Source organism: Pseudomonas sp. NUPR-002, assembly GCF_056322725.1.
This window is the reverse complement of the sequence record NZ_CM150476.1, coordinates 6,256,983-6,276,461: the sequence shown is the minus strand read 5'-3', so window position 1 is coordinate 6,276,461 and position 19,479 is coordinate 6,256,983. Positions and strand designations below refer to the sequence as shown.

Genomic DNA, 19,479 nt, shown 5'->3' with positions numbered 1-19,479 from the left:
AATCATTTCGCGGCAGCGTGGGGTAGATGAAAATTTGCAAATGCGAAGTATTTTCATCTTTACCCGAGGAACCACCATGCTCCGTTGTCCCCATCCTCTTTCCCTGCTCGGCGCCATGACTTTCGGTGGTCTTCTGGCCAGCGCAGCCCAGGCGGAAACTGCCAAGAAGCCGCTGGAGCTGGAGGTCAGCGAGGTGTCTGCAAAGCTGCTGCAGCGCACCGAGCATGTCGAGGCACAGCAACTGGAGAAGCTTCAGGCCAATGACCTGGAGGACGTTTTCGAGTCCAGCCCGGAAATCAACGTCAGCGGTGGTCCCGGTATCGCCCAGAAGCTCTACATGCGTGGTCTGGAAGATACCCAGCTGAATATCACCATCGATGGTGCCACTCAGCCGGGGCAAACCTTTCACCACAATGGCCGCATCGGCGTCGAGCCCGAGTTGCTCAAGCGCGTCGACACCCGGGCCGGTACCGGTGACGCAACGTCGGGGGCCGGCGCCTTGGGCGGCGCCATCCGCTTTGTCACCAAAGATCCGGACGATTTGCTGCGCGAAGGTGAAGATTTCGGCGCCCTGGTCAAGAGCGGCTACTTCAGCAATGGCGAAGGCTACAAGGCCAGCACCAGCCTGTTCGGCCGCTTCAGCCCGGACTGGTCGGCCCTGGCCGTGGCCAGTTACCAGGACCAGAACGATTACGAAGACGGCAACAACGACGACGTCCTGGGTACCGCAGCCCGGCAGAAGCTCGGCTTCGCCAAGTTGGTGGGCAAGCTGACCGAGGAGCAAACCCTGCGCCTTTCCTACGAACAGCGTACCGACGAAGGTGAACGCAGCCAGCGCCCGCAATGGATTCCCAGCAACTTCAACCGCCTTTACCCGATGAAGAGCGAGCGCGAGACCTGGACCCTGAACTATGCCTTCCAGCCTGTGGATAACGAGCTGGTTGACCTCGAGCTGACCACGTTCCACACCGAGAACGAACTGCAACAGGACGCGCGCTTCGGCCTCTACTTCGGTAACACCCGCAGCACCGGCATGGACCTGCGCAACACCAGCCACCTCGGCGCGCATTCGCTGACCTATGGCGTGGACTACCGCGAAGATCGTGGCACCCTTGGCCCTGCGGGCAATCGTGAGCTGGATGACGAAGACGGCAGCGTCACCGGCCTCTATCTGCAGGACAGCTATCAAGTCACCTCGCGCCTGCTGCTGGGCGCGGGCCTGCGTTACGATCTCTATGAGCTCGACGACCGCGACGGGCAGAACTTCCGCGATGACGGCGTCAGCCCAAACCTCAGTCTGCGCTACGAGCTGACCCCGGAACTGGCGCTGTTCGCCGGCCACTCTCGCGCCCTGCGCGGTATGCAGGTGCGTGATGCGTTCAAGCTCGATACCGCGCGCAACGCCAGCGACCTGGAACCGGAAAAGGCCCAGACCACCGAGGCGGGTTTCGACTACCGCCACCAGGGCTGGGAGTTCTCCGCCAAGGCCTATGTCACTCGCATCGAGAACGCGATTGCCGATGCGGTGCCAAAACCGGCGCTGTACGAGAATATTGGCGACCTCAAGAGCAAGGGCGTAATCCTGCAGACCGCCTACCACTGGCAGAAGCTGAGCATCGGCATGGGCTATCACCATAACGATGCCCGCATCGATGGCGAGCGCCTCAACGCGTACGAGCACAATGGCCTGGGCGCCAGCTTCGGCGATACCTGGACTCCCTTTGCTGACTACCGTGCAACCGAAAACCTGACGGTGGGCTGGCAAGGGCGCTTCGTCGAGGCTGTTGATAACTTGCATACCAGTGTCGGCACTGTGGATAAGCCCGGTTATGGCGTGCATGACGTCTATGCCGAGTGGCAGGCCCTGCCCGAGCGGCTGACCTTCAACCTGACCCTGAAGAACCTCTTCGACAAGCAGTACCTGGACCAGGCGAGCAACGAAGACTTCGAACACATCTCGGGTTACGAGGGCATTCGCGGTGCCTACGATCCGGGCCGCGAACTGCGCCTGGGCGTGGCGCTGCGCATCTGACGAGGCGAAGCTGTCCCGCCTTGGCCGATACCAAGGCAGGACAGAACCGACGTTAACTCACCACATGCAGGTAATGCAGGTGACGTTCGTACTGGTCCAATATGTCGCCAATCACATCGTCGCGACTCCATCCCATGATGTCGTAGTCCTGACCACCTTCGCGCAAATGCACTTCGGCACGGAAATACTTGCGTGCATCGGTACTGTCATCGGTATCGCGAATGACGAAGCTGGGTGTATTGAACGCTCGAGGACGCACCTCGTACAGGAATCGCCCTTCACCTGCGTGTGAAAGTTCGAGCGTCACTCGCCCATCCTCACGCTCATTGACTGTCACGTCGTACCCTAGCTTGCGCAGCTCGATCGCGACTTCTTCACAGGCTGGCTTCACCACCTCAGCGATAAAACGCGTTACATGGGCGCGGCGCGGCATCATGGCGATATTGCGTAGGCGGCGCTGCCACCCACCATGTGGATTACGCGTGTGCCGAGGGCCGGGTAATGCCTGATTACGCAGCCCGCGGCGGGTGGCATCGAGGCTCAGGGCTTTGAACAAGCCCCAGATGGCGATGAGCAGGATGGCCGCGAAGGGTAAGGCGCTGGCAATGGTCGCAGTCTGTAGTGCCTTGAGGCCGTTGGCCAGCAACAGCGCGATCGCGACGGCCCCTATGCTGACCGACCAAAAGATGCGCTGCCACAACGGCGAATGACCTTCTTCGGAGGAGGCGAGCATATCGACTACCAGGGCACCGGAATCGGCCGATGTCACAAAAAACACCACCACCATGAGTACCGCGATCAGCGAAATCACTTTGGAGAACGGGAAGTGCTCAAGGAAGGCAAACAGCGCCAGAGAGCTGTCCTGTTCGACGACCGCCGCCAGATCCTTTACCCCGTCGTTGAGGATCATGTGGATCGCCGAATCACCAAACACGGTCATCCACAGCAAGGTGAAACCGGCTGGGACAAACAGCACACCGCAGACAAATTCACGGATGGTGCGGCCCCGGGAAATGCGCGCAATGAACAAGCCTACAAACGGCGACCAGGACAGCCACCAGCCCCAATAGAGCAAGGTCCAGCCGCCGATCCAATCGGTAGGCTCGTAAGCGTAAAGGTTGAAGGTTTTGTTAACGATGTCCGAGAGGTAGGCGCCGGTATTCTGTATGTAGGTCTGCAGCAGGAACACCGTAGGTCCCAGCAGCAGGACGAACAGCATCAGAATCACCGCCAGGCTCAAGTTGATCTCGGACAGGATGCGAATGCCCTTGTCCAGGCCGCTGGCAACCGAAAGCGTCGCCAGCGCGCAGGTGGCGGCAATCAGGGCCACTTGCACCGTTGCATTGACCGGCAAGCCGAATACATGGTGAAAACCGCTGTTGATCTGCAGTACGCCATAGCCCAGCGAGGTCGCCACCCCAAACACCGTGCCGAGGATGGCAAATACATCCACGGCATGCCCGATAGGCCCGTAGATGCGTTCACCGATCAGAGGATAGAGCGCAGAACGCAAGGTCAGTGGCAAACCGTTGCGGAAGCTGAAATAGGCCAGGATCAAGGCAACGATCGCGTAGATCGCCCAAGCATGCAGGCCCCAGTGGAAAAACGTGATCTTCATCGCTTCGCGTGCGGCGGCCACTGTTCCGGGGTCGCCTACGGGGGGAGCTGTGAAATGCATGACCGGTTCGGCCACCCCGAAGAACATCAGGCCGATGCCCATGCCGGCCGAAAACAGCATGGCGAACCAGCTGCTCTTTGGATAATCAGGCTCGCTGTGATCAGGGCCTAGCTTGATGTCCCCGTAGCGGCTGACCGCCAGGAACACCACGCTGATCAACACCAAGGCTACGGAAAGAATGTAGAACCAGCTGGCGTTGGTGATGATCCACTGTTGAACGTGCTCGAACAGCGCCTGAGCGTGCTCTTGGAATGCAGTGGCATACAGCACCAAAAGAAAGATGAGTATCGCGCTGCTGTAGAAGACCGGGGGATTGAGCGTGCTCCTGGGTTTGGGGGCTGTATTCATAACGTCAGTTCTCCTTTAAGTCGATGAACACAGCGCCAAGGCACGGCGACCTCTGCCAAGACTAGCAGCCAGGCAAAAGCCTGGTTGCCCAGGCGTCTGTGCTCGCAGGAAAGGAACCTGCTTTTCAACGGTTCTGGTAAACCACGCACAACGGCGGGTCTGGTTACCAATGGCGCGGAGCAATCAGCTCTTCGACGTCAGCATCTGCAAAGCCATAGGCGCGCGCGATACGTGCGAAGTCATCGGCAAGGGCTTCACGAGCGGTCGTTTCGATTTCACTGCCATGCGCTTCGAACGCCTCTTCCAGCGCGTTGATCCGCTCAGTGGCGGCATGGCTCAATTCGTAGAGCGCACTCAGACTGGCAGGTTTACCCTGTTCAATCTCACGACACAGTGTGATCAGTACTTCCTCGCACTGCTTGACGACGGCATCGGGAAAATAGCTGTCCTCATACATCTCTTTGAGGAAGGTGTGATTGGCCATGCTTTCATTGCTCAGTTGCATACCTGCTCCTTGGTAGGGGAAGCCTGCAGGTTGGCGGTTTCAGCGACCGAGTGCAACACGGGTCATAGAATCGATGCGGGCGCCGCATGCGGCATAGGACAGAATTTTGTGTGTTACCCCACAAGTCATTAACCAGTTTGATTATCAAATTTATAATTGTTCGTAAATAAAGATAATTATTCTTTGGCTAGTATTTATTGCGGAATAGTTCCGATGAATGGTCGGAATTTAAGTTTTGAATATTGACTTGAGTCTATGAGGATAAATATGGAACTTGCTCGCTCCTTTCACATTTGTCAGTATTAATAATTGTATACAGTTTGAGGATTTGAGCATGAAGAAACTATTCATTACGCTGGCCTGCACCCTCCTGGTATCACAGGGTGCACTCGCTGGCGAAACGGCGTCGACTGCCATTGGTGGCGGCCTTGGCGGTGCCTTGGGCAGTGTGGTTGGTCAGGCCGTTGGTGGCAGCACTGGCGCTGCGATCGGCGCCGGCGTTGGCGGAGCAGCGGGTGGCGCGGTGAGCGCGAAGGATGGCAAAAAAACCGAAGCGGCCATTGGCGGTGGCTTGGGTGCAGCCAGTGGTCAGGTGGTGGGGCGTAGCGTAGGCGGTACTACCGGGGGCACAGTAGGTGCCGGACTAGGCGGTGCTGCGGGCAGTGCAATTGGCAATAGCCTGGCCGATGACAACGACCATCACGATGGCCACAAATCGAATCACAAGCACAAACATAAGCACAAACACGGTCATTGATCTGCTTGCATCAGGCAGTCACGCCTTTGCCCATCAAGCGCCAGCAAGCAGCTTGTGAACACTGGTGATCTGATTGCTCCACACCATCTCGTAGTGTGACGACTGAATGATCGAGGCTACGTGGCGTGGAGTTGTCAGCGCCCAGCAGGTGTTGCCCGCCGCGCGAACTGAGTGATAGCGCAGGCCGGGCGCTTTGCTATTCCTGACGTCCGCACCGAGGGCGCGGGAGTAGGTGTAATCGTCTGGTGCGTAGATTGCGTGCGACAGAGGCAAGCGGGTCGCATCCAGCATCCCCGCTTCGTCAAACTGACAAACAAGCCCCTTGAACACAAAGCGCTCGTAGTTCAGGCCATGAACCTTGCTCCAGTACGCCTGCTGGTGGTGGCGCACTTCTGCAATGGCAGTTTCCATGGTGTCGGCCAGATACAAGATACCGAACGAGCCGTCACTGAACCGCGAGCCGCTCGGGTTCACATGGGTGAACGGCGCAGTCGCATACGAACACCCTTTGATTCCAAACGGAATCTCACTGCGCGAGATCAGGTTGAGGCTGCCAACTTCGTTCTGCAGACGAGGGTTAGTGAGTGCCTGAATTTCGTAGAGGAGGTCGAACTCGTCGGCGTTGGCCACGTCTTCGAACAGCGCGACGGGTGGAAATTTCGAGTTCACCAGGCGATAGGCTTTGATCGCCTCGCCGCCGTGCCTGGCGCCCAGGCTTGCGGCCTTCACCATTGCGCGCCTCGCAGCACGTCGATGCGGCGGAATGTTTCGTAGAGCTGAATGAACGAGCCCTCGGCCATGATCTCCAGGGGCGAGCGACCGTCGAAAAACGCATTGTCATTGGCCATCGCCGGGAAGCCGTAGACGTTATCGGGGTTGTCGAAGATCGTCCGCAGGCTGGCGTGAATGTTGAGGACCAGGCTGATACGGGCTAGCTGGTCGCTATCGAGGCTCACCGAGCGTTGTTGATCTTTCGAACGGGCATAGGTGCTGCGGGAAATCCGCAGGACATTTTCAATCTGCCTGGAGGTGGCGTTCCACTTCTCCATGATGTTCACCGCCGTGCGCAGTGCAACGGCGCCTGCATCCTTTGGGGTAGTGGACGGCTTGCTGGTTGCCAGGCTCATGGCCGTGACCTCTTATCCGTGATCTACAGAAGCAAATATAGCCAAAAGTAGTCCACAGATCAAAGCAGGCAGCGGGTGCTGATCCGCTGCTGAAGCCGCCGGTATTACTTGCTGGCCAGTGACTGATTGGCTATCGGGCAGCTCTGCGCGCTGAGAAAACGCGATTTTTTCAGCCAGTCCTGCTGCGGGTAATAGGCAAACACATAGCTTCCACGCTGCAGCGCATCGATCAGCTTGCCAGCAATCGCCGGGCGCACGGCAGGGCAGCCCTGGCTGCGGCCAAGGCGGCCGAGGCTGGGAACCACCTTGGGATCGGCATAGGCAGCGGCATGCATGACAATCGCCCGCGACATGCTGTTGTCATTGAACCCCGGCTCCAGCCCCTCCAGGCGCAACGAGCGGCCGTGTTTGCCGCTGTAGGTCTGGCCGGTCTGGTACAAGCCGATGGAGGACTGGTAGCTGTTCGGCGTGTTGGAGAACGCGCTCGGCACGTCAGCGCCGCTGTTTTTGCCGTGGGCAACCCACTCTTCGAACAGCAGCTTTCTGGCGTTCAGGTCGAATACCCACAAGCGTTTGTCGCGCGAGGCCTTGGAGTAGTCGATTACGGTCAGCAATTTGTTCGCGTCGCTGTGGCTGGCGCATTCGTAGGCGGTGAGTGCCAGGGTCAGGGTCGACAGACTGGCGCTTGGCGCCAGCTTTTGCAGTTCAGCAGCGCTGGGCAGGGCTTGCGCCTGGGCCGCTTGCCAGGCACTGAGGAAAAGCAGGCCAAAACCGGCCGTTGAGAGCCGTATGGCCCTCGTCAATTTTGCAAACATCGTGTCGGGATATCCTGATAAAAAGCTGTCTGCGGCCTCGTTGCTCAGGGCAAATCAAGTGTCAGCACGGTCAGCTGGATTATGGCCAAAAGCCGCTACTTTGCTTTATTTTTACCGGGATGCCGATCATTTCTTGACCAACGGTTTTGTCGGCTCGTTGTCGTCGGTGGTGATTACGGTGAATTTCCCGCTGCTGCGGGTATCCCGAGTCGATGCCCAATCGGTGATCACCAGCATGGTGCCAATGTCCATCGCCGCGCGTAGGTGACGGCGGAATTCCGGGTTCAAGTCCAGTTGGCCCAGTTGCTGATACGGCGTGTCACCAAACTCCGGGTTGCTCAGCCCAACCACCGACCAGTGCAACGGCAGGGCGCTGTCGAGATCGTCGGTGGGAGGCTTCTGCAGCAGGGAATACACGGCCATGCCGCTACGGCGCTGACTGTTGCTCTGGGTCAGGGCTGGCGCCGACCCAATCAGTTGGCCGCCACGATACGCATAGGCGCGGCGGTCGGCACGGCTGATCAGAATCGACAGTGGCCCCGCCGTTGGGTCTGGATCGTTCCAGAATTGCTCATCGCTTACATTCACCGGACCCTGGGCTTTGCCCTCGCTGACGGTAGGCGCCAGCACACCTGGGTGATAGACCTCGACCGGCGCACTGTGGGTATCGGAGACAATCACCGTGGTTGAACTGAAACCGGTGATTTCGTACAGCTTCTTGGCGAAATCCATGGGCAGGCGCACGCACCCGTGCGAAGCCGGGTAGCCGGGCAGGTGGCCCGCGTGCAGGGCGATGCCGTCCCACGTTAGCCGCTCCATGTAGGGCATTGGCGCGCTGTTGTAGAGGCTGGATTTATGCTCGACTTTTTTCTGCAGGATGCTGAACACCCCCGTCGGGGTTTCCCGACCAGCCTTACCGGTGCTCACCGTGCTGACACCAATGGCGATGCCGTTGCGATAAACATAGGCCCGCTGCTCGGTGAGGCTGACCACCACGGTAACCGGCCCCACCGGCGACACCTGCGGGTACCAGAGAAACTGGCCAGGCTTGAGCCGCTCGAGTTGAGTCTTCAGTTCGGCCGGGGTGGGCACCTGCAACGGCGCAGCCTCAAGCCAGACGGAGGTGAGCAGCAAACTCAGCGCAAGCGGTAGGTGAGTCATCTAATCGATCCTGATTTAACCCTGCCGCCAGCTTAGTCGGAGCCTTCGCCGTTGAGCAAATGCAGGCGGCGATGAACACCCCTGGAATTTGTATCGTGTCACGGTATTGCCGAGGCGCGATAAGGGGCGGGTTCATTGGTATAAATCAATGAACCGATTGCTGTGTTGCCATAGTGTCGGTGATTCCACATTCCCTTTTCACGGATGAAAAGCACTATGCAAACACTGGATCGAACACTCGATATCCAGCCCCTGTCGCGGGCGGATATGACCATCCAAATCAACGGCCAGCCGGTTGACGTCGCCAGCGGCGAGACGGTGCTCACGGTGCTCAATGCCGTGGGCCTGCGTCAGGTGGCGCGCAACGATCATGCACAATTGACCGGGGCTTTTTGCGGCATGGGTGTCTGCCATTGCTGCCTGGTCTCCATCAACGGCCGACCCAAGCGTCGCGCCTGCCAAACCGTGGTTCAGCCTGGAATGCAGGTAGAAACCCTGAGCAACCGTTTTGACGGTCAGGAGGCGCCATGAGCCTGCGTCCTGTGATTGTCGGCGGCGGCTCGGCCGGTATGGCAGCCGCGATCGAGTTGGCTCGACACGGTGAGTCCTGCGTGTTGTTCGATGAAGCATCGCGCCCAGGCGGGGTGGTGTACCGCGGCCCGCTGCGAGGAGGTGTCGATCTGGGCTATCTCGGCGCGCGTTACAGCAAGGCCCTGACGGCGCTGCACAAGGATTTTGCCGCGTGCGCCGAGCGCATCGATTTGCGCCTGAACACCCGCGTGGTTGGCGGTGACGAACAGCGTTTGATGGTCCTCGACAGCGAAGAACAACTGCACGAGATCGACTATTCACACCTGCTGCTGTCGGCCGGTTGCCACGAGCGCAACGTGCCCTTTCCGGGCTGGACACTGCCCGGCGTACAGCTACTCGGCGGATTGCAGTTGCAGATCAAAAGTGGCGTGGTCAAACCGCTGGGCAGCACGGTGATTGCCGGTACCGGGCCGCTGCTGCCGTTGGTGGCCTGTCAGCTGCACGCCGCCGGGGCCAAGGTGGCGGGCGTGTATGAAGCCTGCGCGTTCGGCAAGATTGCCAAGGAGAGCCTGGCGCTGCTGAACAAGCCGCAGCTGTTCCTCGATGGCCTGAGCATGCTCGGTTACATGAAGCTCAATGGCATTCCAATGTATTACGGCTGGGGTGTCGTTGAGGCCAGGGGTGAGGGCGAAGTCGCCGAGGTTATCCTCGCGCCTTACGATGACAATTGGCAGCCCGATTACAGCCGCGCCCAACGTGAGCGTGCGCAGACCCTGGCGGTGGGCTATGGGTTCATCCCGCGCACTCAGCTCAGTCAGCAGTTGGGACTGGAGCATGGGGTGCATGACGATGGCTATCTGCGCGCAGTGAGCAATGTGTGGCAGCAAAGCAGTCAGCGGCACATACACCTGGCCGGTGACATGGGCGGTATCCGCGGTGGTGAAGCGGCCATGCTGACCGGGCGTATCGCTGCGGTGTCGATGCTGCTGCAACGCGAAGTGCTCGACGCCGAGCAGGCCATCGAGCTGCGTGAGCGGTACCTGGGGCAGTTGGCAGCCATCAAGCGCTTTCGTGCTGGTGTAGAACGCTACACCACGCGTGGCACCCGGCAGCTCGAACTGCCTCGGGCCGATACCGTGGTGTGCCGTTGTGAGCACGTGACCCGCGCTGATATCGATCTGGCCCTGGAGCAGGGCGTAGAAGACATGGCCGCGCTGAAGATGCGCACGCGGGTGAGCATGGGCGACTGTCAGGGGCGCATGTGTGTCGGGTATTGCTCTGACCGTTTGCGTGAAGCCACCGGGCGCGTTGATGTTGGCTGGTTACGCCCGCGTTTTCCGGTCGATCCGGTGCCGTTTTCGGCCTTCCAGCAACCTGGCGCGGAGGCCTGAGCCATGAACAGAACCTACGACGTTGTGATTGCCGGTGGTGGCGTAATTGGCGCTTCGTGCGCTTACCAATTGTCCAAACGCAAGAACCTGAGGATCGCCCTGATCGATGCCAAGCGCCCCGGCAACGCCACCCGTGCTTCGGCCGGTGGACTGTGGGCGATAGGCGAGTCGGTGGGGCTCGGCTGCGGGGTGATTTTCTTTCGCATGATGTCGGCCCAGCACAAGCGCCAGGCCCAGGGCAGCGCGGTGGTGGTGGATGCCAGCACCCCGCATATCCTGCCGCAGTCGTTCTTCGACTTTGCCCTGCAGTCCAACGCACTTTATCCACAGCTGCACCGTGAGCTGATCGAGCGCCACGGCATGGACTTCAAGTTCGAGCGCACGGGCCTTAAGTATGTGATCTACGACGATGAAGACCAGATGTACGCCGAGCACATCGTCGCGCAGATCCCGCACCTGGCCGATCAGGTACGCTGGCTCGATCGCGACACCCTGCGCAAAGTGGAACCGGCGGTCAGTCATCAGGCGCGGGGTGCCCTGGAGTTTCTTTGCGATCATCAGGTCAGCCCGTTCCGCCTGGCCGACGCCTATATGGAAGCGGCGCGCCAGAACGGTGTGGAGCTGTTCCACAACACCAATGTCACCGGGGTGCTGCACCAGGGGTCACGGGTCAGTGGCGTACACACCGACGATGAAGGCACCTTTCATTGCCAGACCCTGATCAACGCTGCTGGCGCCTGGGCGGCCGAACTCAGCGAACAGGCCACCGGGCTGCGTATTCCGGTGAGCCCGGTAAAGGGCCAGATCATCCTCACCGAGCGCATGCCCAAGTTGCTGCAGGGCTGCCTGACCACCAGCGATTGCTACATGGCGCAAAAGGATAACGGCGAGATCCTGATCGGCAGCACCACCGAAGACAAAGGTTTCGATGTGAGCACCACCTTGCCGGAAATCAATGGCCTGGTGCAGGGCGCCATGCGTTGTATTCCGCAGCTGGCGCAGGTCAATCTCAAACGCAGCTGGGCCGGGTTGCGTCCGGGGTCGCCAGATGAGCTGCCGATCCTCGGGCCGGTAGCGGAAGTGTCCGGCTATTTGAATGCCTGTGGACACTTTCGCACCGGCATCCTCACCTCGGCGATTACCGGGGTGATGATCGACAAGCTTGTGCATGACGAAGTTTCGCCTGTGGATATCACCCCGTTTCTGGCGCAACGCTTCTACACCGGGGCTGTGGATAAACCTCAAACTGTAGTGTCTTGAGCGCAAGAAGACCGGCCCTAGTGGCCGGTCATACGCTCGATCAATTCCAGGCAGTGCTGAATCTGTGGCGAGTTATCCCCAAGCCGACGGCTGAGAATGATCGGCGAAACCGCCGCTGATTCGCTCAACGGAGCAAAAACGATATCGTCGCGATGCTGGCGCTGTACAGACGCGGGCACCAGGGTTATCCCCAGGCCGGCCGCGACCAAACCGAGCGCGGTTTGCAGCTCATTGGTCCACTGGATCACTTGCACGCTCAGGCCCTGGCTGGAAAACAACGCCATGATGTGGTCGGCATAACTGGGCCGCGGTGTAGCGGGGTAGAGCACGAACGGCTCAAACGCCAGGCGGATCAGGTCAAGCGGCTGACCAATCAGCGGATGACCGCAGGGCAGGGCGACGACCAGAGGATCTTCGCGCAGCACTCGCTGGTCGATGGCCGGGTCTTTGATATGGATGCGGCCAAAGCCGATGTCGATGCGCCCGGCTTTTAATGCCTCAATCTGTTGCAGGGTGATCATTTCCTGCAGGCCAAGCTCCAGCTCCTGATTGCTGCGCAACTGGCGGATCAGATCGGGCAGCAGGTCATAGAGCGTCGAAGGCGCGAAGCCAATACGCAGCCACTGACGTTCGCTGTTCGCAATGCGCCGGGTGCCTTCGGAAATCTGTTCGAGCTGGTCGAGCAGCATTGCACTCTGTTCGTAGAAGTAGCGCCCGGCTTCGGTCAGGCGCAAAGGGCGGCTGCGCTCCAGCAACTCGACGCCGAGAAACTCTTCCAACTGGTGGATCTGCCGGCTCAACGGTGGCTGGGCAATGTGCAACTGCTCGGCGGCGCGGGTGAAGTTCAGGGTTTGTGCGAGTACCCGGAAGTAACGTAGATGGCGCAGTTCCATAATACCTCCAGGGTATGGTTGCCTACCCAACAGATATTGGACTGCCTGGTAGTGCTGACGCAAGCTGGCGCCTTGTGGATAACCAGACCCTGTGGATATCGTCAGTAAGAATAAAAAAGAGGGCAGCCCATGAGCAGCCACCTGTTGAGCGAGCGCAGCAGCATTTTTCAGCGCGCCGACCCTTATGCCGTGTCCGAGTACGTCAACCAGCATGTTGGCGGCCATAGCCTGCGCCTGCCGAGAACCGGCGACCTGAAGGCGAGCATCAATCACCGCAAATTTGCCAGCCTTGACCTCTGTCGCCTGAGCTACGGCGGTAAAGCGCGGATCACTTCGCCCGCGTTAGGCTCGCTGTATCACCTGCAAGTGCTGCTCAAGGGGCATTGTCAGTCTAGTTGCCGTGGCAATGAACACTACTACGTACCGGGCGAGTTGCTGTTGATCAATCCGGATGACCCGGTAGACCTCACCTATTCGGCCGACTGCGAGAAATTCATTCTCAAGCTGCCGGTCAGCCTGCTGGAGCAAGCGTGTATCGAGCAGCGCTGGCAGTTGCCGGAAGGTGGGATTCGCTTCAACCGGGCGCGTCATGCCACCGGTGAGTTGGAAGGGTTTCTCGGCCTGCTGGGCTTGATCTGTCAGGAGGCGGAGAGTACTGACTCATTGCTGCAGGTACAGGAGCACTATGGGCGTATTGTCGCCAGCAAGTTGCTCAGCCTGCTGGACAACAATGTGCAGCGCGCCGAGCCGGTGCCGCAGACGCATTCTTTCGAACAGCTGGCCGCCTATATCGATGCCCACCTGGAGCAAGACATCAGTGTCACGCAACTGATGAATGTGGCGCGGGTCAGTGAGCGCACCTTGTACTCATTGTTCGAACGTCATGCCGGGTTATCGCCCAAAGGTTACGTGCGCCAGCGCAAGCTCGAGCGTATCCATGCCGCGCTGCAGGACCCGGCCAGCCAGGTGCGCAACGTCACCGAAATCGCGCTCGACTACGGTTTTCTGCACTTGGGGCGCTTTGCCGAGAGTTATCGCCAGCGCTTTGGCGAGCTGCCTTCGGCCACCTTCAAACGGCACCGCTGACACCTGGTCAGGCGCTGCGCAAACTGGATAGCGATTCGCAGGAAACGGCTATTGGCACTTTTGTTCTGATCCTAACCTGAGGCTGCGAACTCTGCTCGGCAGGGTTCGCCAGGTTTCGATAACAACAACAAAAGAGACACGCCACATGCGAGCTATCGATATCAATAGCCTGATCGATCAGGCGAAGTTCAATGCCTTTCACTGGCGTGTGCTGTTCTGGTGCGCGCTGATTATCATCTTCGACGGTTATGACCTGGTCATTTACGGCGTGGTGCTGCCGGCCTTGATGCAGGAATGGGGCATGACCCCTTTGCAGGCCGGTGCTCTGGGTAGCTACGCGCTGTTCGGCATGATGTTCGGCGCCCTGGTATTCGGGCCATTGTCCGACCGCATCGGGCGCAAGAAGGCGATCATGATCTGCGTGGTGCTGTTCAGCGGCTTCACCGTGCTCAACGGCTTTGCCCGCAACCCGACCGAATTTGGCATCTGTCGCTTTCTCGCCGGTTTAGGTATCGGTGGGGTGATGCCCAATGTGGTGGCCTTGATGAATGAATACGCACCCAAGCGCATGCGCAGCACTCTGGTGGCGATCATGTTCAGTGGTTACTCGGTGGGCGGCATGCTGTCGGCTGGCCTGGGTATTGTGCTGCTGCCGTCTTTCGGTTGGCAGTCGGTGTTCTACGTCGCCATTATCCCGTTGCTGCTGTTGCCGTTGATCCTGCGCTTCTTGCCGGAGTCGCTGGGTTTTCTGGTGCGCCAAGGGCGTACCGAGCAGGCTCGCGAACTGCTGCAGCGGGTGGAGCCCAGCTATAAACCGCAGGCCGATGATCGCCTGGAAGTGGTCACCGGCGTTCAGGCGGGTGGTTCGGTACCGCAGCTGTTTCGTGAAGGACGGGCGCTGAGCACCTTGATGCTCTGGGTGGCGTTCTTCTGCTGCTTGTTGATGGTTTACGCGCTCAATTCCTGGCTGCCAAAACTGATGAGCAACGCCGGTTACGGCCTGGGATCGAGCCTGGCGTTCCTGCTGGTGCTCAACTTCGGCGCGATCTTCGGTGCCGTTGGCGGTGGCTGGATTGGTGATCGCTTCAAGCTCGACCGGGTGTTGGTGGTGTTCTTTGCGGTGGCGGCGTTGTCGATCAGCCTACTGGGCTTCAAGAGCCCGACACCGGTGCTGTACCTGCTGATCGCTATTGCCGGGGCAACCACCATTGGCACGCAGATTCTGGCATATGCCTGCGTGGCCCAGTTCTACCCGATGGGCATTCGCTCCACAGGCCTGGGCTGGGCTTCGGGCATCGGCCGTACCGGTGCGATCGTCGGGCCGCTGCTCGGTGGCCTGCTGTTGGGCCACCAACTGCCGCTGGCGCTGAACTTCATGGCCTTTGCCGTGCCGGGAGCGGTCGCGGCGCTGGCGATGATGGTGTTCGCCAGCCGCAGTGCGGCGCAGGCCGGGGCCGAGTTGCAGTCGGCGGCGTAGCCGACCCCATCGCGGGGCAAACCGTTCCTGTAGGAGCGGGCTTGCCCCGCGATCCCCCAGTTCAAAACAACAATAAAAAAAGAGCATCTCCCATGATCAATCTCCGTCCAATCGGGTGGCTACCTTTGCTCGCCCTGAGTTTCACCGCCCAGGCCGCCGAACCTGACTTTTTCAAGGACGCCACGGCCACCCTGCAAGCGCGCAACTACTACTTCAGCCGTGATTTTTCCGACATCGTCGGCCCAAACAAACAGTCCAAAGCCGAAGAGTGGGGCCAAGGTTTCATCCTCAACGTCAAATCAGGCTATACCCCGGGCATCATTGGCGTCGGTGTCGATGCCATCGGCGTGCTCGGTATCAAACTCGACAGCAGCCCGGATCGAACCGGCACCGGATTGCTCCCGGTACAGGATGACGGCCGTGCCGCCGACGAATACAGCCGGGCTGGCGCCACCTTGAAGCTGCGTTATTCGAAGACCGAACTGAAGGTAGGTGAGCTACAGACTAACCTGCCGATTTTGCAGTACAACGATTCGCGCCTGTTGCCGCCCACCTACCAGGGCGCCAGCATCACCTCCGCTGAAATCAGCGGCCTGACCCTGCAGGCCGGACACTTGAGCTCCACCAGCCTGCGTAACGAAGCCGGTGATGAGAAGATGATTGCCATGCTCGGTCACCTGCCACAGCGCCAGGCCGACAGCGGTGCCTTCAACTTCGCAGGCGGCGACTACAGCTTCAACGCCAACCGCAGCACCTTGAGCCTGTGGTACGGGCGCCTGGAAGACATCTATCAACAGGGCTTTGTCGGCCTCAAGCACAGCCAGCCGGTGGGTGATTGGGTGCTGGGTGCAAACCTCGGTTATTTCAGCGCCAAGGAGCAGGGCGAAAGCCGCATTGGCGATATCGACAACCAGGCGTTCTATTCGCTGCTGTCGGCCAAACGCGGGGGGCATACCTTCAGCGTTGGTTATCAGGGAATCTATGGCGAGGATTCGTTCCCGCGAGTGTTTCCGAACATTTCACCGCTCGGCAACGAAGTACCGACTTATGAGTTTTCCTATGCCGACGAGCGCTCCTGGCAGGTGCGTTACGACTACGACTTCGTCGCCATGGGTGTTCCGGGGCTGACGGCGACCGTGCGTTACCTCAAAGGCAACAACGTCGATACCGGCCTCGGCTTCGAAGGCAAAGAGCACGAGCGTGACCTGGACCTGGGCTATGCGGTACAGAGCGGGGTACTCAAAGGATTGGGGATACGCGTGCGCAATGCCATGGCCCGCTCGAACTACCGTTCCGACATCGATGAAAACCGCCTGATCCTCACCTACACCTGGACACTGCTGTAGATCCTGTAGGAGCGGGCTTGCCCCGCGATTGCGATTGAACTGATACACCGCAATCGCGGGGCAAGCCCGCGCCTACCGGAAACAAACCGTCCATCTTTCGGTTGGTCGCCAACCTGCGCTTTCGCTTAGACTGCCAAGATAACTACAACGAGTGTCCTGGTATGGAGAGTCCCCTGCTCAGTGAGCGCAGCCGGGTTTTCGATCGTGCCGACCCTTATGCCGTGTCGACCTACGTCAATCAGCATGTGGGTGTGCATAACATCCGTCTGCCGCGTTACGGGCATCCCGAAGCGTGTCTCGACCACCGCAAATTCGCCAGCCTTGATCTCTGCCGGATCAGCTATGGGGGCGAAGTGCGGGTGATGTCGCCTGCGCTGGAAAACGTCTTTCACCTGCAGATTCTGCTGCGCGGCCATTGCCTGTGGCGCCGTGGCAAGGACGAGCGTTTGCTCGGCCCGGGTGAACTGCTGCTGATCAACCCGGACGAACCGGTCGATCTGGCCTATTCGGCCGACTGCGAAAAATTCATTCTCAAACTGCCCAACCGCTTGCTGGAAAACGTCTGTGATGAACAACGTTGGCACCGCCCCGATGAAGGCGTGCGCTTTATCCAGAGCCATTACCAGCTGCTGGCGCTGGAGGGCTTTTCCGGGTTGCTGGCCATGGTCTGTCATGAAGCCGAAGCCAGTGAGCCGCTGATCCGCGTGCAGGAGCACTACAGCCAGATCGTTGCCAGCAAGATGCTCACCCTGATGCCCACCAACGTCAGCCGTGAGGCGCTGAACAGTCAGGCGGTGACGTTTGACCGGATTGCCGGCTACATCGAAGGCAACCTCAAGCTGGATATCTGCAGTGAACAATTGGCGCGTCAGGCCAGCATGAGCCTGCGCTCGTTGTATGCGTTGTTCGAGCGCAATGCCGGGACCACGCCGAAAATCTACATCCGCCAGAAGAAGCTCGAACGCATTCACGCCAGCCTCGCCGACCCCAACTGCCCGGTGCGCAGTATCACTGAACTGGCCATGGATTATGGCTTCGTGCACCTGGGCCGATTCTCGGAAAACTACAAGTCGCTGTTCGGCGAACTTCCCTCCGATACCCTCAAGCGTCGTTCCTGACACTTTGCAGAAAACGGATAAAGGTCTGCACAAAGCGGATATTTGCCGTGCCCCTCGCTCCCTAACCTGACATGGCCTGACCACAATAACAACGGAGGCCCCGGCCATGTCCCTGGGATTCGATTACATTAATGCCCTGCTTGAAGAAGATCAGGAGAAGGGCGTCTTTCGCTGCAAGCGTGAGATGTTCACCGACCCCCGTCTGTTCGATCTTGAAATGAAACACATCTTCGAGGGCAACTGGCTGTACCTTGCCCACGAAAGCCAGATTCCTGAAAAGAACGACTTCCTCACCACCACCATGGGGCGCCAGCCGATTTTTATCGCGCGCAACAAGGAGGGGGTGCTCAATGCTTTCCTCAATGCCTGCAGTCACCGCGGTGCGATGCTCTGCCGACACAAGAGCGGTAATCGCTCGTCGTATACCTGCCCGTTCCACGGCTGGACCTTCAACAACTCCGGCAAGCTGCTCAAGGTCAAGGATCCGGTCGATGCCGGTTATCCGTCGAGCTTCAACTGTGAAGGCTCCCACGACCTGACCAAGGTCGCGCGCTTTGAGTCGTACCGTGGCTTCCTGTTCGGCAGCCTGAACCCAGACGTCGTGCCACTGGTTGAGCACCTTGGCGAGTCGGCGAAAATCATCGACATGATCGTCGATCAGTCGCCTGAAGGTCTGGAAGTACTGCGCGGTTCTTCGTCGTACATCTACGAAGGCAACTGGAAACTGACCGCCGAAAACGGCGCCGACGGCTACCACGTAAGCGCCGTGCACTGGAACTACGCCGCTACCCAGAACCAGCGCAAGCAGCGCGAAGCCGGTAGCGAAGTGAAAACCATGAGTGCTGGCGGCTGGGCCAAGAGCGGTGGTGGTTTCTACTCGTTCGACAAAGGTCACCTGCTGCTCTGGACCCGTTGGGCCAACCCTGAAGACCGTCCGCTGTTCGAGCGCCGCGATGAGCTGGCGGCCGACTTCGGCCAGGCGCGCGCCAACTGGATGATCGAGAACTCGCGCAACCTGTGCCTGTACCCGAACGTGTACCTGATGGACCAGTTCAGCTCGCAGATCCGGATTGCCCGCCCGATTGCCGTGGACAAGACCGAGATCACCATTTACTGCATCGCCCCCAAAGGCGAGAGCGCCGAGGCGCGGGCCCAGCGTATCCGTCAGTACGAAGACTTCTTTAACGTCAGTGGCATGGCCACGCCGGACGACCTGGAAGAGTTCCGCTCCTGCCAGATGGGCTACCAGGGCGGGCGTGGTTGGAACGACATGTCCCGTGGTGCCACGCACTGGGTAGATGGCGCCGATGCCGCGGCCCAGGAAATCGACCTGCATCCGCAAATGAGCGGCGTGCGCACCGAAGACGAAGGCCTGTTCGTGCTGCAACACAAGTACTGGCAGGAAACCATGCTCAAGGCCCTCGAAGCCGAACAGCAGCTGATCCCAGTGGAGGCCGTGCAATGAGCATTTCCTTCGAGCAAGTTCGCGACTTCCTCTACGAAGAAGCGCGTTACCTGGACGACAGCCAGTGGGACAACTGGCTGGAGTGCTACGCCGCCGACGCCACCTTCTGGATGCCGGCCTGGGACGACAACGACCAGCTCACCGAAGACCCACAACGGGAAATCTCGCTGATCTGGTACGGCAACCGTGGCGGCCTGGAAGACCGGGTGTTCCGGATCAAGACCGAACGCTCCAGTGCGACCATGCCCGACACCCGGACTTCGCACAACATCAGCAACATCGAACTGCTGGAACAGAACGATGGCGTCTGCAAGGTGCGCTTCAACTGGCACACCCTGAGCTTTCGCTACAAGACAGTGGACAGTCACTTCGGCACCAGCTTCTACACCCTTGATGTGCGCGGCGAGCGGCCGCTGATCAAGGCCAAGAAGGTCGTGCTCAAGAACGACTACGTGCGTCAGGTCATCGACGTTTACCACATCTGAATCC

General features: G+C 59.5%; 18 protein-coding genes. 11 read left to right on the top strand and 7 right to left on the bottom strand.

The features are described 5' to 3' along the window. The first annotated feature begins 76 nt into the window (after positions 1-76). The gene (locus ACVWSC_RS28970) at positions 77-2,032 is read left to right on the top strand and encodes a TonB-dependent receptor domain-containing protein (RefSeq protein ID WP_442111038.1); all 1,956 of its coding nucleotides are present in this window, start codon (positions 77-79) and stop codon (positions 2,030-2,032) included. Between the two features lie 52 nt (positions 2,033-2,084). On the opposite strand, the gene ACVWSC_RS28965 is transcribed toward ACVWSC_RS28970, so the two are convergent. Beyond that, a complete protein-coding gene (locus tag ACVWSC_RS28965) occupies positions 2,085-4,058 on the bottom strand; it encodes a BCCT family transporter (RefSeq protein ID WP_442111036.1) in 1,974 nt (657 codons plus the stop codon). A 163-nt stretch (positions 4,059-4,221) separates the two neighbouring features. Continuing rightward, on the bottom strand, positions 4,222-4,563 hold the full coding sequence (locus ACVWSC_RS28960; protein WP_442111034.1) for a DUF5713 family protein: 342 nt from the start codon (positions 4,561-4,563) through the stop codon (positions 4,222-4,224). Between the two features lie 334 nt (positions 4,564-4,897). Between ACVWSC_RS28960 and ACVWSC_RS28955 the strand changes: the two genes are divergently transcribed. Continuing rightward, positions 4,898-5,320 (top strand): glycine zipper domain-containing protein, encoded by a 423-nt coding sequence (locus tag ACVWSC_RS28955; RefSeq protein WP_442111032.1) that lies wholly within the window; start codon positions 4,898-4,900, stop codon positions 5,318-5,320. 33 nt (positions 5,321-5,353) lie between these two features. On the opposite strand, the gene ACVWSC_RS28950 is transcribed toward ACVWSC_RS28955, so the two are convergent. The 4 genes from ACVWSC_RS28950 to ACVWSC_RS28935 form a co-directional block, all read right to left on the bottom strand. Then, positions 5,354-6,052, bottom strand: coding sequence for an RES family NAD+ phosphorylase (locus tag ACVWSC_RS28950; protein WP_442111031.1), 699 nt, complete (start codon positions 6,050-6,052; stop codon positions 5,354-5,356). Then, on the bottom strand, positions 6,046-6,447 hold the full coding sequence (locus ACVWSC_RS28945) for an antitoxin Xre-like helix-turn-helix domain-containing protein (RefSeq protein WP_442111029.1): 402 nt from the start codon (positions 6,445-6,447) through the stop codon (positions 6,046-6,048). The genes ACVWSC_RS28950 and ACVWSC_RS28945 overlap by 7 nt, the downstream gene beginning before the upstream one ends. Before the next feature lie 104 nt (positions 6,448-6,551). Further along, positions 6,552-7,262 carry a murein L,D-transpeptidase catalytic domain family protein gene (locus ACVWSC_RS28940; protein WP_442111027.1) on the bottom strand — a complete coding sequence of 237 codons (711 nt, stop codon included), beginning with the start codon at positions 7,260-7,262 and terminating at the stop codon, positions 6,552-6,554. Positions 7,263-7,388: 126 nt separating this feature from the next. Then, complete coding sequence (locus ACVWSC_RS28935; RefSeq protein ID WP_442111025.1) at positions 7,389-8,423, bottom strand: L,D-transpeptidase; 1,035 nt, start codon at positions 8,421-8,423, stop codon at positions 7,389-7,391. Positions 8,424-8,639: 216 nt separating this feature from the next. Between ACVWSC_RS28935 and hcnA the strand changes: the two genes are divergently transcribed. From hcnA to hcnC, 3 genes are read left to right on the top strand one after another with little or no spacing between them, the layout of a single operon-like run. Next, complete coding sequence (gene hcnA, locus ACVWSC_RS28930; protein WP_442111023.1) at positions 8,640-8,954, top strand: cyanide-forming glycine dehydrogenase subunit HcnA; 315 nt, start codon at positions 8,640-8,642, stop codon at positions 8,952-8,954. Next, entirely contained in the window at positions 8,951-10,345 is a 1,395-nt protein-coding gene (gene hcnB / locus ACVWSC_RS28925; RefSeq protein ID WP_442111021.1) for a cyanide-forming glycine dehydrogenase subunit HcnB, read from the top strand. Before hcnA ends, hcnB begins: the two co-directional genes overlap by 4 nt. Before the next feature lie 3 nt (positions 10,346-10,348). Continuing rightward, the gene (gene hcnC, locus ACVWSC_RS28920; protein WP_442111019.1) at positions 10,349-11,605 is read left to right on the top strand and encodes a cyanide-forming glycine dehydrogenase subunit HcnC; all 1,257 of its coding nucleotides are present in this window, start codon (positions 10,349-10,351) and stop codon (positions 11,603-11,605) included. A 17-nt stretch (positions 11,606-11,622) separates the two neighbouring features. Here hcnC and ACVWSC_RS28915 read toward each other — a convergent pair whose 3' ends face one another. Further along, complete coding sequence (locus tag ACVWSC_RS28915) at positions 11,623-12,498, bottom strand: LysR family transcriptional regulator (RefSeq protein WP_442111017.1); 876 nt, start codon at positions 12,496-12,498, stop codon at positions 11,623-11,625. 129 nt (positions 12,499-12,627) lie between these two features. On the opposite strand from ACVWSC_RS28915, the gene ACVWSC_RS28910 reads away from it, so the two are divergent. From ACVWSC_RS28910 to benB, 6 genes are all read left to right on the top strand, one after another. Further along, on the top strand, positions 12,628-13,584 hold the full coding sequence (locus ACVWSC_RS28910) for an AraC family transcriptional regulator (RefSeq protein ID WP_442111015.1): 957 nt from the start codon (positions 12,628-12,630) through the stop codon (positions 13,582-13,584). Between the two features lie 145 nt (positions 13,585-13,729). Next, on the top strand, positions 13,730-15,061 hold the full coding sequence (locus ACVWSC_RS28905; RefSeq protein ID WP_442111013.1) for an aromatic acid/H+ symport family MFS transporter: 1,332 nt from the start codon (positions 13,730-13,732) through the stop codon (positions 15,059-15,061). Positions 15,062-15,153: 92 nt separating this feature from the next. Then, positions 15,154-16,407, top strand: a complete 1,254-nt coding sequence (locus ACVWSC_RS28900; RefSeq protein ID WP_442111011.1) for an OprD family porin — start codon at positions 15,154-15,156, stop codon at positions 16,405-16,407. A gap of 161 nt (positions 16,408-16,568) precedes the next feature. Next, the gene (locus ACVWSC_RS28895) at positions 16,569-17,525 is read left to right on the top strand and encodes an AraC family transcriptional regulator (protein WP_442111009.1); all 957 of its coding nucleotides are present in this window, start codon (positions 16,569-16,571) and stop codon (positions 17,523-17,525) included. 106 nt (positions 17,526-17,631) lie between these two features. After that, positions 17,632-18,990, top strand: coding sequence for a benzoate 1,2-dioxygenase large subunit (benA, locus tag ACVWSC_RS28890; RefSeq protein WP_442111007.1), 1,359 nt, complete (start codon positions 17,632-17,634; stop codon positions 18,988-18,990). After that, positions 18,987-19,475, top strand: coding sequence for a benzoate 1,2-dioxygenase small subunit (benB, locus tag ACVWSC_RS28885; protein ID WP_038616069.1), 489 nt, complete (start codon positions 18,987-18,989; stop codon positions 19,473-19,475). The genes benA and benB overlap by 4 nt, the downstream gene beginning before the upstream one ends. Positions 19,476-19,479: the final 4 nt, after the last annotated feature.

Excerpts from the sequence above, each read along its gene's own strand:
- ACVWSC_RS28970 (WP_442111038.1), top strand. The coding sequence starts at position 77 with ATGCTCCGTTGTCCCCATCCTCTTTCCCTGCTCGGCGCCATGACTTTC.
- ACVWSC_RS28965 (WP_442111036.1), bottom strand. The coding sequence starts at position 4,058 with ATGAATACAGCCCCCAAACCCAGGAGCACGCTCAATCCCCCGGTCTTC.
- ACVWSC_RS28960 (WP_442111034.1), bottom strand. The coding sequence starts at position 4,563 with ATGCAACTGAGCAATGAAAGCATGGCCAATCACACCTTCCTCAAAGAG.
- ACVWSC_RS28955 (WP_442111032.1), top strand. The coding sequence starts at position 4,898 with ATGAAGAAACTATTCATTACGCTGGCCTGCACCCTCCTGGTATCACAG.
- ACVWSC_RS28950 (WP_442111031.1), bottom strand. The coding sequence starts at position 6,052 with ATGGTGAAGGCCGCAAGCCTGGGCGCCAGGCACGGCGGCGAGGCGATC.
- ACVWSC_RS28945 (WP_442111029.1), bottom strand. The coding sequence starts at position 6,447 with ATGAGCCTGGCAACCAGCAAGCCGTCCACTACCCCAAAGGATGCAGGC.
- ACVWSC_RS28940 (WP_442111027.1), bottom strand. The coding sequence starts at position 7,262 with ATGTTTGCAAAATTGACGAGGGCCATACGGCTCTCAACGGCCGGTTTT.
- ACVWSC_RS28935 (WP_442111025.1), bottom strand. The coding sequence starts at position 8,423 with ATGACTCACCTACCGCTTGCGCTGAGTTTGCTGCTCACCTCCGTCTGG.
- hcnA (WP_442111023.1), top strand. The coding sequence starts at position 8,640 with ATGCAAACACTGGATCGAACACTCGATATCCAGCCCCTGTCGCGGGCG.
- hcnB (WP_442111021.1), top strand. The coding sequence starts at position 8,951 with ATGAGCCTGCGTCCTGTGATTGTCGGCGGCGGCTCGGCCGGTATGGCA.
- hcnC (WP_442111019.1), top strand. The coding sequence starts at position 10,349 with ATGAACAGAACCTACGACGTTGTGATTGCCGGTGGTGGCGTAATTGGC.
- ACVWSC_RS28915 (WP_442111017.1), bottom strand. The coding sequence starts at position 12,498 with ATGGAACTGCGCCATCTACGTTACTTCCGGGTACTCGCACAAACCCTG.
- ACVWSC_RS28910 (WP_442111015.1), top strand. The coding sequence starts at position 12,628 with ATGAGCAGCCACCTGTTGAGCGAGCGCAGCAGCATTTTTCAGCGCGCC.
- ACVWSC_RS28905 (WP_442111013.1), top strand. The coding sequence starts at position 13,730 with ATGCGAGCTATCGATATCAATAGCCTGATCGATCAGGCGAAGTTCAAT.
- ACVWSC_RS28900 (WP_442111011.1), top strand. The coding sequence starts at position 15,154 with ATGATCAATCTCCGTCCAATCGGGTGGCTACCTTTGCTCGCCCTGAGT.
- ACVWSC_RS28895 (WP_442111009.1), top strand. The coding sequence starts at position 16,569 with ATGGAGAGTCCCCTGCTCAGTGAGCGCAGCCGGGTTTTCGATCGTGCC.
- benA (WP_442111007.1), top strand. The coding sequence starts at position 17,632 with ATGTCCCTGGGATTCGATTACATTAATGCCCTGCTTGAAGAAGATCAG.
- benB (WP_038616069.1), top strand. The coding sequence starts at position 18,987 with ATGAGCATTTCCTTCGAGCAAGTTCGCGACTTCCTCTACGAAGAAGCG.